The organism is Paenibacillus sp. JNUCC 35 (assembly GCF_058269095.1).
This window is the reverse complement of sequence record NZ_CM177771.1, coordinates 140646-153180: the sequence shown is the minus strand read 5'-3', so window position 1 is coordinate 153180 and position 12535 is coordinate 140646. Positions and strand designations below refer to the sequence as shown.

Sequence of the window (12535 nt, the reverse complement as noted above, 5' to 3'; positions counted from 1 at the left end):
CACATCTCATCTATTCTTTGCGAACCATCCATACTAACGGACAGATTACAATGACACTAACGAGTTCATTTAGCTTATTCAATGCGAACAAACCCATTGATATATAAATTAGACGACTATAACTTACCCGAAGTTACATCCCCACATATTGTAGTGCGAGGAGGGTGATGAAACATGGCACAACCGATAACCATAGGAGCGAATAGCATAGCTAAAATCGGAGCTCGTTTTTTTCTGATTGTAGAGGTGGAGGCGAAAACAACAGGAGTTGAAATTGATCCGGTATTTGGCGTGCGGACGACCGCACAGCAAGCAACAGCGCTCCTTCGTGCAGGTGTAAAGCGTACGAGATTTGCAAACTTAGCATCGTAGCCTCAACATTTAGGGACAAAATATTCAACAAGGAATTTGGCCGTTAGTTTACAACCCGGCATCGTACCCTTTGTTCGAGGGCGATGCCGGGTTTTGCTGCAATTAGTGGTGGCAGGGAGTGATCTTGGCCCCCATATCTTTACGATATGTTTCAACTTAACTCACCTGCCCGATTAATCAGCTTTTTGAGATAAAGGTACCGCAATGATCATGTCTGAGCTTATAGCTTATCAAATTCCACTCCATATTTATTGAAGATGGCCTTGTACTTATTTTCGAATAGGGTCCATCGATTTTCTGCTCCGTATTTTTCATGTAAAGCCTTCAAATAACGTTTAGCCGCTGCCGCATCGTTGGATTGCAACAACAAATGAAAGCTCTCTTCGCCCAGATGCAAAAATGGACCCGCAATGTAATAATCCACAATGGATCTGGCACTGGTCATCGTATCATAGAAATGAATAACTTCTTCCAATCCGCTTAGCAGCGTTTTTCTCAAATCATCCCTATTCGTATCGGGAGTGATTGCGAATCGATCCGGAACAGCCCGGGCAATTTCCCCGATTCTTGCTCTGAAGTGACACTCCGCCTCCTGAGGCGCCGTCAAAATCTCTTTCGATTGGATCTGCGCTAACTCCGCCGCATAAATGCCGCAGTTCACATAAAACATGACATTGTCCGCCGAATTTCCAGAGGATTTTTGAAAATTGAATAGGTAGATGAGGCCTTCTGTTGTTTTACTGAAATTCAAACTCTTCTTTGCGAAGCCATGCTTGTCAAGGAACGGCTTTACATCCTGCTTAATCAGATCTTTAAAGAGCTGCTGCAACACAATCCCTCCCAGATAAAATTTCTATTCCTGGTACTTTTGTAAGAGACACCTATAACCCTAGTGGACTTACGACTCTTGCAACCGGTTCAATCAGGTTTAATCTTTCTCAGTTTGATTGAAGACAGGACTTCATCATTCAAGGCTGCAGGCAAATCACTGTTAGATCCTAACCAAAAGTCACCGTAGCGCTCCATAACCAGCACGTCCCCACATCGGTAAAAGGAATGCGTAGATTTCTCTTCTTTGGGGCTAATATAGTACCCATTAAGCCACACATCTTCAATCGGCTTATCAAACAACATCTGTATAGGGTCTAATTTTCCTTCTACTATATAAAGGTGTTTGCAGCCGAAAACAACCTCCTGTAAACAAAAACTTTTCAGAAAATGATATAGAGAGTCATTTACGATGGTATGTCCCTCTGCATGGTCATCCCAAAGCAAACGTTCGTCGCAATAGACAGGAGAATTGTCGTTGCCTGCCTCCACCTGGCAAGTCCAGTTTGCTTGATTTTCCTCAAGAAACGTGATCTTATCCCCGTCCCTCTTCACTCGCTCCACTGAATAGAGACAATCCTGCTGTTGAAATATCTCTGGAGAGTTCTCCAGGTGATCGTCCGAACCATCTTTCCAGCGACCCGCAAACGCATACAATTCATGCAACGCCTTTGGAAGATTGGCTGGAAGCTCGCCCGCCGGCACACCGTAGGAGCTTTCATGCTTTCCATACCAGTCGATTAGAAACTCCTTAAGATCGTCCATTTGATCTGTATCTTTCAGCAGCATGGTAATTCCTCCAATCTAACTTTACTTCTACTTTATCTCATTATTTCCAAAAAAACTTGTCATTATCTATGATAAGGTTCTCCTTGTCTTACTAAGTAGTAAAGCGTGATACTTTAGAGTTAGATGATATTAGAGATATCATTGACCTTATAGAAGACAAAGACAAATAAAGTCGCACTAACTATGGGCGGCTTACTTATTTTCTAGAGCAAATGCCCTTCAATCCTTATTTAACAACAAATATAAATGCTCCATTTTGAAAAAAGATTGATCAAAATGGAGTTGCTCTTTTTAGCTTAATATGAGATTTTTATAAAAAAGTTTGATCATTTCAATGAGCCTTCTTCAAATAAAGCACCTATTAGTTTATGTGTATTTATTCACATTGTATCAACGAACATTAAAGGCTACCTAAATATTGTACTTTTACTCAATCGGAACATAAATATCTGTCTTGCTCTTGGCTTTGAAGTTTTTTGGTGGCTCAGTAACGTATAATTCAAATGGGAATGAATCTCTCGGTGTGTATTCGCCTTTATTAAGTAACCAATCAGAATAAGCATATTTCCAAGCTTCTTCATACTCACTCAGCGTTAAATCATAATGTAATACTGCGTATTTTCCGCCAAAAGTCATCGTACCGATTTGTCCTTCTTCTTCAATTGCAGTATCTGATGGAACCGTCATTGCTAAACTAGTTCGTAAATTTTCTGAATCAGTTACGAAAGGATTGTCATGGTATATAGTCATTACCTTTGTGACATTATCTTTGATTAGATCATATTTTTTTGCGAACTTGAAAAGTTCATTGAACATCTTACGACTATTTTTTCTATACTCGACATAATTTCCTTTGAAGCGTACATAGATTACTTTCATTTCAATATTTTCAACTGTGATCGTTGGTTTTTCCATTAATATCATCTCCCTTAACTTAAGTATAGGGAAGACTATCTGCTATTTCTTGTCGTTTCTTGCTTTCCTGTATTCTAAAGGAGACATTCCTATATACTTCTTAAAAGCTTTGTTGAAGGTACTCGCATCATTGTAGCCATATTGGAGAGCAATATCTGTGATGCTCAAATCATTGCGGACTGCGAGGAATATCCCTGATCGCTCCACTTTTATTCTAGTAACAAACTGTTTCGCCGTCTCGTCACTGTATTTTCTAAATAAACGATGGAAATGATATTTAGACATATTTGCATTATTTGCTAAATCATCTAGTGAGATTTTTTCACTCAGATGGCTTTCAATATAATCTTCGGATTTGTTCACCAATCGAATATATTCATCCATGTCTTCACGCCAATCAAGTCTTTTATTCATTATAACAAACACTATGGGATTACTGGAACATCTATTCAAAATCTCACGATACAAGTACGAACATTATTTTTCATCCGTTCGCATTTACGCCGCTATTTTCTGTTCGAATGATCCAGTGACCTCTTCTTCAACTATCTGCCTGTTAGTGGATCAAGAAAAACTGAAATAATAACATTTCGGTTCAACTTTTTTCCGTTAACTCGTTGACTTCATGTATTTAACCTCCGAATGATTCGTAATCATTAATTCCTCCCTAAACAGCCGGTTATCCTCCTTGCTTATTTCTAATCTTCATATTTCATTTCCCCTGTACCACCTGTCCTCATGCTGGTAAAACCGATGATTTCTTTCTTCCACTTTATATACGAATTCCGGCTCGGTGTCGGCACTGATCTTTCCTTCCAAAAATTCGTCCGACAAAAACAGCTTAAATTGAAACGCCGCGTTGGTCGGGTTGTAAAACTGCAGATCGACATAGTTATAGAACACGCTTGTTCCTGTCCCGAAAGGAACGACTCTTCGATCATCCGGGAAGATATCGAAGCTGTGATGATGACGTTCTTTGATCTCAAGCGGCGTATGCAGAGCCAGCCAAAACAGCATATTCGCCAGTTGGCATAGTCCGCCTCCCGTACCCGTTCGAACTTCCCCGTTAGATAACATTAAGCCTTCGATATAGCCCTTGGCTTTGGTCGTTTTCCCGATCAGCTTCCAAAAGGAAAATGTCTCCCCCGGATAGATCACGATTCCGTCCGTCTGTTTAAGAGCAATCTTCAGGACGGCAAAAAGCCCCGGTCCGGACTTTAAAGTCCCCGAGGCTTGAACATTAGGTAAAGTTTCCCCTATTCGCAGGCTCCGTCAGATGGCATCTCTCTTTTAGACTTGATAGAATTTTATACTTAGCTATGAGATCGATTTTTAAATTCAAAAATCTCATCAACAGCTTGACGATACCCGCCTGATTTCCGAAAAGATTCGCCGATATTTGCAACAGCTTCTTTGAAAGATGGGAGGCTTAACACTTGATCGGCGGCTTCGCGCAGTTGTTGTGCAGTCAAGCTTTGCATGTGTAAGGCAAGGCCTGCTCCGATTTTGGCGACTTGCCCCGCAACCATCGGCTGATCGGCATTTTGAGGGATGACAACGAGTGGGACCCCGTTATAAAGACCTTCATGGGTACTGTTCATTCCGCCGTGTGTGATAAATAACTTCGTGTGTTGCAAAACTTCCGTTTGCGGAACGTAATTTTTGACGATGAAATTATCAGGTATCTCCCCCAAATCCGAAATTCGGGTTTTATTTCCTACGGACATGACAATCGTATGCTCCGTGTTCCCGAACGCCTCGAAACAAAGCTTATAGAATTCAATCGCCTGGTTAAAAACCGTCCCCAGCGAAATGTAGATCGGATTTTTCCCCTTGATTGCGGTCAGGTCGAAATTTTCTTGAGTTGGCCGCGACGAGAGGGACGGACCGACAAATTTATACGTTTGGTCGAATTTCTCCTCATTCGTTTGAAAGTCCCTTGTTGTATATACGATGGTAAACGGAGCAGGATTACAAAACACCTCATAAGGAGAACGGATCTCCACACCGTATTTTTCGCCCACCGTTTTCGTCAAGCTTTGAAACCGTTCAACGATTTCTTCGGGGGTTTTTACGGGAGACGGTTCCAGGAGGGCATCGAACGTTTCTTCGATATGCGCAAAAGAAGTACAAGAACTGATGGCGGGAAGCTTAAGAATCTGAGCGAGCAAACGCCCGCATCCGAACATGGAATCATGGATCATGTAATCAAAATGCTCTCCTCGGATCTGCTCAAGGACGGTCGGGATGACTACATCCGCCGTAAGCAAAAGACCGTTGGCTCTTTCGAGTACATAGTCTTTTCCACCGGAAGTAAAGGCTTCTATAAATTGTTGATCGTCAATAGTTCGTACCGAAGCCCCCGTCTTCTCCATGCGGTCCCGATAAGCTCCTATACAGAAGTACACCACCTCTTCTCCACGCGAAATAAGTTCCTGCACAACGCCAATCGTCGGATTGATATGTCCCTCTGATCCCGCATTAATAAATAAAACACGCGCCATTTCTATCACTCCTTAGGTTACGGTTCTCTAAATCGTGTAAGAGCAACGCCTTCTATGCAAATAATGGAAACAACTCTATCATATTACAATCCCCGGAAATATCAAAACTTTAAGCAAAAAGGCCCCCCTGGGGACAGCCTCACCTCTTCGCTATCGCAAAATATACTTTCCGGCGACGGTATGACCGTCTGAATGACATAGCCTGCGCTGCTGCTTTGAGCCGATGTGGCCATAGTAGCCGCGCCGTTCCCGCCGCTTGCTCCACCGCCTCCACCGTTGTTGACGGTCGCCGATGCTCCCGAAGACATGTCCTTGAAGCAAGGGCATGTCTTTTTTTCATTAGATCTTAAGAAAGTCTTTATTATTTACGGACGTAAATGCTAATAACTTTTCGATAAGATAATGCCAATAATCGATAAAGTACATTAAGGAGTTGAAATGAACATATGCTGGCTAACACCTTTATAAAAACCAAGATCACCGATAGATGGCGCTTCCTTAAAAAATTTATCCAAAATCCCCACGACGTCGGGAGTATTGCCCCAAGCTCGAACAGATTGACGCAAAAAATGTTGGAGCCTGTGCCCTGGAATCATGTGCGCACGTTAGTCGAACTGGGAGCGGGAACAGGGGTATTCACCCAAATGATTTATGACCTGGTTCGTCCGGATTGCCAAGTCGCCGTCTTTGAGAAGGAAGAGGAGATGAGGGAATTACTCAAGCGAGAGTTCGTCGGATTCCATATGTTCCCCAATGCGCTGGAGCTTAAAGACAGCTTGAGCAGCATCGGGGCGGGCCGAGTGGATTGTATCGTTTCGGGGCTGCCTTTCGCCAACTTTTCGCAAGCGGATCGGGAGAAGATCATCCGGCAAGTTCGCGAAACGTTAAGGGAAGACGGATTGTTCATTACATTCCAATATTCGTTGCAGATGAAAACCATGCTGCAGGCTGCGTTCGACGAGGTAAGCATCTCGCTTGTTCCGTGGAACATCCCTCCGGCCTTCGTCTATACATGCAAATAAATGCCATGGGTCTAAAAATTCCCTTTTTTTCCTTTTGTCCATTATTAAGTTAGAATTGGAGGAGACATCATGAGCATTGATTCCATACTCGATGGCATTCATCACTTCGGTTATTTCGCGCTCTTTTTCTCGTTATGGCTGGGCATAGTCGGGATGCCGATACCGGATGAAGTGGTTGTCATGACGGGGGGAATGGTCGGTTCGCTACACTTGCTGCAGACGGTTCCGGCTTATGTTATAACCTACCTGGGAGTAGTGTCCGGGTTATCATTAGGTTATATTTTAGGCAGGGTGATGGGGCCGCTCGTCGTCGAGCGTTTGCGCGAGAAGAAAAAAATCGCGCCCTACATTCAAAAATCCGATCGGTTGCTCGAGAAATACGGGTCGTTCGCGCTGGCGATCAGCTACTGTTTTCCGGTAGTTCGTCATGTTCTGCCTTACTTGGCGGGAGTCAATAAAATGCCGTTCCATAAATACGCGATGATTTCCTACTCGACCGGACTGTTGTGGACGACGATTTATTTTATTATCGGTTATTATTTTGGAGGCAACATCGAGCGGATAGGAAATAATGTGTATAAATACGGGTATTATGGCCTGGCTGCAGCCGTTATTTTCATAATCAGTGCCGCCATTATCAAAGCGATTCGTAAAAAGAAGAAGGTGTGTTCCGAATGAAGAACGAGAAAGGGGCCTCCGTACTAATCATTGACGATGAGCCGGAAATCCGCGACATTGTCCAGATTTTTCTCAAAAATGAAGGGTACGAGGTCATGGAAGCCGAAGATGGGGCCGCGGGTTTGGAGCTGCTTCGGAAGAAGAAGTTCGATCTGATCATTTTGGATGTGATGATGCCCAAGCTCGACGGGATCCAGGCCTGCATGCAAATTCGGCAAACCCGGAATACCCCAATTATTATGCTCTCCGCCAAGAACGAAGACATAGACAAAATATTAGGCTTAACGAGCGGAGCGGACGATTATTTATCCAAGCCGTTTAATCCTTTGGAGCTTGTCGCCCGGGTCAAATCGCAGCTGCGGCGAGTCCGGATGAGCGAGACGCAGGATAAGCAGCAGCCGATAGAGCTTAGCATTGGAGATTTGGTTCTGAATATCCCCCGCCACCAGGTAACGGTCAAAGGCAAGGATATCTCTCTTACTCCGCTGGAGTTCGATATTCTGGAGCTGCTCGCCACTCACCGGGGGCATGTATTCAGCGTGGACAAAATTTACGAAACGATCTGGAAGGACCCCGCGTTGCAATCCGACAAAACGGTAATGGTGCATATCCGGAACCTTCGCGAGAAACTCAAGGACAATCCCCGGGAGCCCAAATATATCAAAACCGTCTGGGGAGTGGGTTATAAAATTGATTAGGCTCAAAAGACCGGATTGGATCAAGAGTCTGCGGGTAAAGCTGATGCTGGCTTTCGGAGCGTCCCTCGTGCTCACGACGATTTTGAGCCTGCTCTTCGACTATGTGACGCGGGAATCGCGTAAGGTCTATTTCACCAGTTTTGAAACAAGCAAACAGAACGTCAAACAGCACTTGAGCGACATGGAGCGGCAGATACCCGTGCTCTCCGGTCCGGAGGGGATCGATCCGCTGCTAAAGCGAGAGAGCGAGGCAAGCCGGCTGCGCATTCTGCTTTCCGATATGCAAGGGACTATCGTCTATCATTCCCCATCGGTTACAGAGGATAAGATCGATTTATACCAAATTATCTATGAGCAGAGGGAGACGGAGAATCAGCCCGAGTCCGGCACTATGTATACGGCGATTACACCTATCCAATATCAGGGTCAGAAGCTGTTTCTTGTCGTATCGGGGCCGCTCTTTGCAGAACGAGGTTATGTATATGAGGATCCTCCTCTATACAGCTCGCTTGTGTTTCTGCTGTTATTCCTGCTGCTGTTTTATTTGTTCACCTACAGCAAAATGAAAGAAATCCGGACCATGAGCAGAGGAGTCCAGCAAATTGCCGAGGGCAAGCTATCCATACGACTGCCGGTCAAAAGCAAGGATGAGCTCGGAACCCTCACCGCAAGCATCAACGAGATGGCGGGACAGCTAGAGGAGATGATCGCCAAAGAGCGGCTGGCCGAGCAAGCCAAGAGTGAGCTTATAACGAACATATCTCATGATTTGAGGACTCCTCTGACGAGTATTATCGGCTATTTAACCGTCCTGATCGAACATCCGGAGACAAGCGGCGTGCTGAAGAATTACGTTAATAATGCGCTGAACAAATCCAACCAGCTCAAAAAATTAATTGACGATTTATTCGAGTACACACGGCTGACAAACAATCAGGTGGCTCTGGACAAAAGCCGGGTCGATCTGATCGGGATGCTGAATCAGATCATCATGGAATTCCTTCCGCTCGCTGAGCAGCATCAGATCAGAGTGAACAGTACTCTGCCCGATCGGAAAGTGGAGGTATGTATCGACGCAGACAAAATCGTCCGGGCCATCGACAACTTGTTAACCAATGCGCTCAAATTCAGCGTAAAACCGGGCAGCATCGATATCGTAATGAATGCAGAGCACACATGGATCGTACTGTCTATCGCCAACACGGGCTTGGCCATTACGCCTGAACAGGAGAAAAGGCTGTTCGACCGATTCTATAAAGCCGACGAATCGAGGAACGACCACCGGATGCCGCACGGGTCGGGTCTTGGCCTTTCGATTGCACAGAGCATCGTGCAGCTGCATGAAGGAGATATCTGGCTGCGGCGAACCGGACCGTACTATGAATTTTTTATGCGGATTCCATTGCCGTCCTCGCATTAGCGGCCCGCTTCCGTTACAATGTAAAAATGTTGCTCGGTGTCTATCGCTGGAAAATGTGAAAGGAGCTGCCGCGGCACGCTCCTTCGTTGATGTTCTTATGGTACAATTTATAATAATTTTACTTAATATAGGTGGCCTATGAGAAAAAAATTACAAGTCTACATATCGTCTACTTTCAACGATCTTATTGAAGAAAGACATACCGCTGTTGAAGCCGTACTTCAAGCCGGTCATATCCCTGCTGGAATCGAGCAATTTTTCAAGGAAAGTCCAATGAAAATTAGGAAGAGATGGATCGACGAATCCGATGTATATATCCTGATTCTCGGAGGATTCTATGGTTTAACGCTTCCTGATGAATCTAAGAGCTATACACATTGGGAATATGAGTATGCCGGAGAAGCGGGCAAACCTAGATTTGCTTTTGTTGTCACAGATGAAGCATTAAGACAAAAGCCTTACGACTTCGCAGCAATTGAATACTATCAGAAGTTTCAAGAGTTTAAGCAATCGGTTATGGAACAAATCCCTACCTATTATGTTGAAGATGTACGGCACATTAAAATGGTACTTCGTGATCAATTGCCGGAGTATGCAGCAAGAGACGATTTGTATGGCTGGGTTTCCGGTAAGGATGTCTCAGACGTACAAAAGTTATTGGAAGAGAATGCAAGTTTGTTGAGAGAGAATGCTAAATTAAATGCTGAGCTAGAGAAAAATAAAAGCAAATAAATGAGGGGAGCTGGCTTACCCACCAATCAGCCATTAAACTCTTTGTCAAAAGCAAGTACGCTCTTCCCAGCCTTGGATGTATCCAATACCGCAAAACGGATTTCCGTAAACAGGAGTCCGAACGCTTCATCCTTTAATAGCTCCCGCCACCACCTGGCCACCTTCACCGGATCGTTCCGGAAAACACCGCAACCATAGGCACCCAAGATGAGGTTCCTATGACCCTTCTGGGCGAATATGGCCAGGGCCAGCCTCATTCTGTCCTTCATGACACGCTCCGCTTCCAGGGGGTCTTCTCCCTTAAGCACAGCCTGCCCATAGTTCACGGCAGGCAACGTCAATACCGAAGCGACCACCGACCGTTCCATAAGGCTGAACTGCTGATCGCGGAAAAACACGACGTCCGGCGAATAGATGGCATGATTGGTATACATCATCGATGTGCAAGCCCGATTCGCCTTGTAGTACCTCTCATGACGCAGCTGTGTACCATATAATCCGCTGGAGGCTGCCAAGCTCTCCTCCTGAGCCATCGCCCCGTTCAAGAATCCTCCCCCGGGGTTTTTGGCGCTGGCGAAGTTCAGCACACCAACATGTCCTTTCCCTGCCTTCGCGAAGTCCACAATCGCTTCTACCGTGGCTTCGTTGGCTACGAAGCAGTCTACGGTTTGTGGCAGCCTTGGCAACTGGGCTATTCCCTTTACGACCGCCTCTCCTTGCTCCGGCGTAATCAGCTCGCTGTTCTCCTCGGAATGCTTCTGCGCTGCACCGATTTCTATCCGGCGCCCCTCATATTCATAGAAGCCCTGGCGTAGGATCCGCAAGGTTTCTTCTGCAATTTCTTTTCGGTTCATTTTTTTCCCCTTCTTTCATCCATACCGATTCCGCCTGAAGTTACTCGCGCAATAATTCGTCCCGCACATCGGTTAGCACGAATCCAAGCAGATTCCTGCCTCTCCATTTGATGGGATTCTCCGCGTCCGGGTTGGACTGGCCCATGCCAATTCCCCAGATGCGATCCCGCGGGCTCGCCTCGACGAGAATACGGTTTTTCGTAGACTTGAGGTATCCGCCAAGATTCGGGTTTTGCGTAAACTTGGCCAGACTCCCTCTTCTGACGATGCCATAGCATTCTTGGTCCCATACGTCCTTGTCGAAATTTCTAACCGCGCGCCCATAAGCTTTCATCTCCTTGGGATGATGAGCCTTGAGGATCGCATCCAGCATTTCGTCATCTCCGAACAGCCTTGCTTTCTCAGCCATCATAAACTGCTCCGTGCAGGAATACGCAGTCCCCTCTATCACAAACGGGCTCTTCCACCATTGACTAAAACAACTTTTGTCGACGCTGCCGTCCTGTGACGGTGTATGGCCCCAGAAGAACACAAATTTGAATTTGTCTCCCGCGTTATAAGCTTTTCTTAACTCTTCGATCGTGTATATCATCTCTAATCCTCCAATCTTCTCCGGTATAAGCGGGAAGGGCGGTGTCCCGCATTTTCAGTGTAGTGGTCAGTCTCTACCACAAGATCGGCCACTTTACGCCGAAAGGCAGCTTTCAACAGCTCTTTGTCTAAAATAACCTCGTAGACCTGCTGCAGCTCCGTCAGCGTAAACAAGGGCGGCATCAAATGCAGGGCAATATCGGTATAATTCACTTTTCCCCTTAGTCGCTCAATGGCACAGGCAATAATTTTCGCATGATCGAAAGCCAATCCATTATTCGATACGATGGAGTATACGGTAGATGCCGAGGTAGGCTTTACCGTCACTGTCCGACCCACAACGGACGTAAGCTCCTCCTCTTCACTGTTAAGCTTGAGCTCATATTCATACGTTTTTACATGCCCATTCTCGAGCAGTTCTTTCCGCTCCCGCAGTAGCCGATAGGTTACCTTGAACCAGGTAGCGTCGGCAGCGTCGTCCCCTGCCTTCAACTGTACCTGATCGCTGTCGATCAGAGCCATATAGCAGCAGCTCATCACCCAAGTTCGGGGGTCACGCCCAATATCGCTGAATGTGTACAACTGCTCCAGATAGACATCATCCACGCCGGTCTCCTCGCGCAGTTCCCTCGTTGCTGCCTGCTCCGTCGTCTCGCCTAGCCGGACGAAACCGCCCGGAAGCGCCCATTTGCCTATGTACGGATGCCCTCCCCGTCGGATGAGCAAGACGCGCAGCTCTTTCTCCGGAAGCTTGCGGTAGCTGGCCGCCTCCGTGTTCGTGACGGTGAAGATGACCATATCTGCAGCCACCGAGGGCCGCTCGAAATCCCCCACCCGATACTGTTCCAAAAATTCGCGTTCCGTAAGGCCATCACGATCCAACAAATCCAATGTACTCGCCTCCTTCTTTGCTCTATGTTATTTCGTTGCCGTTCAGATCTTTGATCGGTCCAATAATCGCTCGCAACCTCTTATTACTATTTTGATAATAATAATTTGTTAATAACAAAAATATCAAAAATTCAAAGGGAATGCAAGTCAAACGTGAAAAAATAAATACCGTTGGAGGGTTGCGCTGCACGACCTAATAAAAAAGAGCAGCTTCCCCCAAACCATGTTCCTCCATTCACTC

15 protein-coding genes are annotated in these 12535 nt (G+C 45.8%); 6 read left to right on the top strand and 9 right to left on the bottom strand.

Annotated features, from left to right (window positions below; all coding sequences use genetic code 11):
* Nucleotides 1-174 precede the first annotated feature (174 nt).
* Nucleotides 175-372 carry a hypothetical protein gene (locus tag AC2TF6_RS00765; protein ID WP_491309551.1) on the top strand — a complete coding sequence of 66 codons (198 nt, stop codon included), beginning with the start codon at nucleotides 175-177 and terminating at the stop codon, nucleotides 370-372.
* Between the two features lie 220 nt (nucleotides 373-592).
* Here AC2TF6_RS00765 and AC2TF6_RS00760 read toward each other — a convergent pair whose 3' ends face one another.
* The 6 genes from AC2TF6_RS00760 to AC2TF6_RS00735 form a co-directional block, all read right to left on the bottom strand.
* On the bottom strand, nucleotides 593-1204 hold the full coding sequence (locus AC2TF6_RS00760; RefSeq protein WP_491309550.1) for a DUF4304 domain-containing protein: 612 nt from the start codon (nucleotides 1202-1204) through the stop codon (nucleotides 593-595).
* A gap of 86 nt (nucleotides 1205-1290) precedes the next feature.
* Nucleotides 1291-1989 (bottom strand): hypothetical protein, encoded by a 699-nt coding sequence (locus AC2TF6_RS00755; protein ID WP_491309549.1) that lies wholly within the window; start codon nucleotides 1987-1989, stop codon nucleotides 1291-1293.
* A gap of 426 nt (nucleotides 1990-2415) precedes the next feature.
* Entirely contained in the window at nucleotides 2416-2904 is a 489-nt protein-coding gene (locus AC2TF6_RS00750; protein ID WP_491309548.1) for an AraC family transcriptional regulator, read from the bottom strand.
* A 42-nt stretch (nucleotides 2905-2946) separates the two neighbouring features.
* On the bottom strand, nucleotides 2947-3318 hold the full coding sequence (locus AC2TF6_RS00745; protein ID WP_491309547.1) for a helix-turn-helix transcriptional regulator: 372 nt from the start codon (nucleotides 3316-3318) through the stop codon (nucleotides 2947-2949).
* Nucleotides 3319-3609: 291 nt separating this feature from the next.
* Nucleotides 3610-4062, bottom strand: coding sequence for a VanW family protein (locus tag AC2TF6_RS00740; protein ID WP_491309546.1), 453 nt, complete (start codon nucleotides 4060-4062; stop codon nucleotides 3610-3612).
* Nucleotides 4063-4217: 155 nt separating this feature from the next.
* Nucleotides 4218-5408 carry a macrolide family glycosyltransferase gene (locus AC2TF6_RS00735; protein ID WP_491309545.1) on the bottom strand — a complete coding sequence of 397 codons (1191 nt, stop codon included), beginning with the start codon at nucleotides 5406-5408 and terminating at the stop codon, nucleotides 4218-4220.
* Nucleotides 5409-5854: 446 nt separating this feature from the next.
* Here AC2TF6_RS00735 and AC2TF6_RS00730 point away from each other — a divergent pair, with 446 nt between their 5' ends.
* From AC2TF6_RS00730 to AC2TF6_RS00710, 5 genes are all read left to right on the top strand, one after another.
* Entirely contained in the window at nucleotides 5855-6430 is a 576-nt protein-coding gene (locus tag AC2TF6_RS00730) for a class I SAM-dependent methyltransferase (RefSeq protein WP_491309544.1), read from the top strand.
* A 69-nt stretch (nucleotides 6431-6499) separates the two neighbouring features.
* Nucleotides 6500-7108: a DedA family protein gene (locus AC2TF6_RS00725; protein WP_491309543.1), complete on the top strand. Its 609-nt coding sequence runs from the start codon at nucleotides 6500-6502 to the stop codon at nucleotides 7106-7108.
* Nucleotides 7105-7806: a response regulator transcription factor gene (locus tag AC2TF6_RS00720; RefSeq protein WP_491309542.1), complete on the top strand. Its 702-nt coding sequence runs from the start codon at nucleotides 7105-7107 to the stop codon at nucleotides 7804-7806. The genes AC2TF6_RS00725 and AC2TF6_RS00720 overlap by 4 nt, the downstream gene beginning before the upstream one ends.
* On the top strand, nucleotides 7799-9226 hold the full coding sequence (locus tag AC2TF6_RS00715; RefSeq protein WP_491309541.1) for a sensor histidine kinase: 1428 nt from the start codon (nucleotides 7799-7801) through the stop codon (nucleotides 9224-9226). The genes AC2TF6_RS00720 and AC2TF6_RS00715 overlap by 8 nt, the downstream gene beginning before the upstream one ends.
* A 138-nt stretch (nucleotides 9227-9364) precedes the next feature.
* On the top strand, nucleotides 9365-9958 hold the full coding sequence (locus AC2TF6_RS00710; RefSeq protein WP_491309540.1) for a DUF4062 domain-containing protein: 594 nt from the start codon (nucleotides 9365-9367) through the stop codon (nucleotides 9956-9958).
* Between the two features lie 26 nt (nucleotides 9959-9984).
* On the opposite strand, the gene AC2TF6_RS00705 is transcribed toward AC2TF6_RS00710, so the two are convergent.
* Genes AC2TF6_RS00705 through AC2TF6_RS00695 form a run of 3 tightly spaced genes read right to left on the bottom strand, consistent with a single transcriptional unit; the run spans nucleotide 9985 to nucleotide 12294 of the window.
* Nucleotides 9985-10812: a TIGR02452 family protein gene (locus tag AC2TF6_RS00705; RefSeq protein WP_491309539.1), complete on the bottom strand. Its 828-nt coding sequence runs from the start codon at nucleotides 10810-10812 to the stop codon at nucleotides 9985-9987.
* A gap of 40 nt (nucleotides 10813-10852) precedes the next feature.
* Nucleotides 10853-11404 carry a riboflavin biosynthesis intermediates N-glycosidase gene (ybiA, locus tag AC2TF6_RS00700; RefSeq protein ID WP_491309538.1) on the bottom strand — a complete coding sequence of 184 codons (552 nt, stop codon included), beginning with the start codon at nucleotides 11402-11404 and terminating at the stop codon, nucleotides 10853-10855.
* A 2-nt stretch (nucleotides 11405-11406) separates the two neighbouring features.
* The gene (locus tag AC2TF6_RS00695; RefSeq protein WP_491309537.1) at nucleotides 11407-12294 is read right to left on the bottom strand and encodes an NUDIX hydrolase; all 888 of its coding nucleotides are present in this window, start codon (nucleotides 12292-12294) and stop codon (nucleotides 11407-11409) included.
* Nucleotides 12295-12535 lie beyond the last annotated feature (241 nt).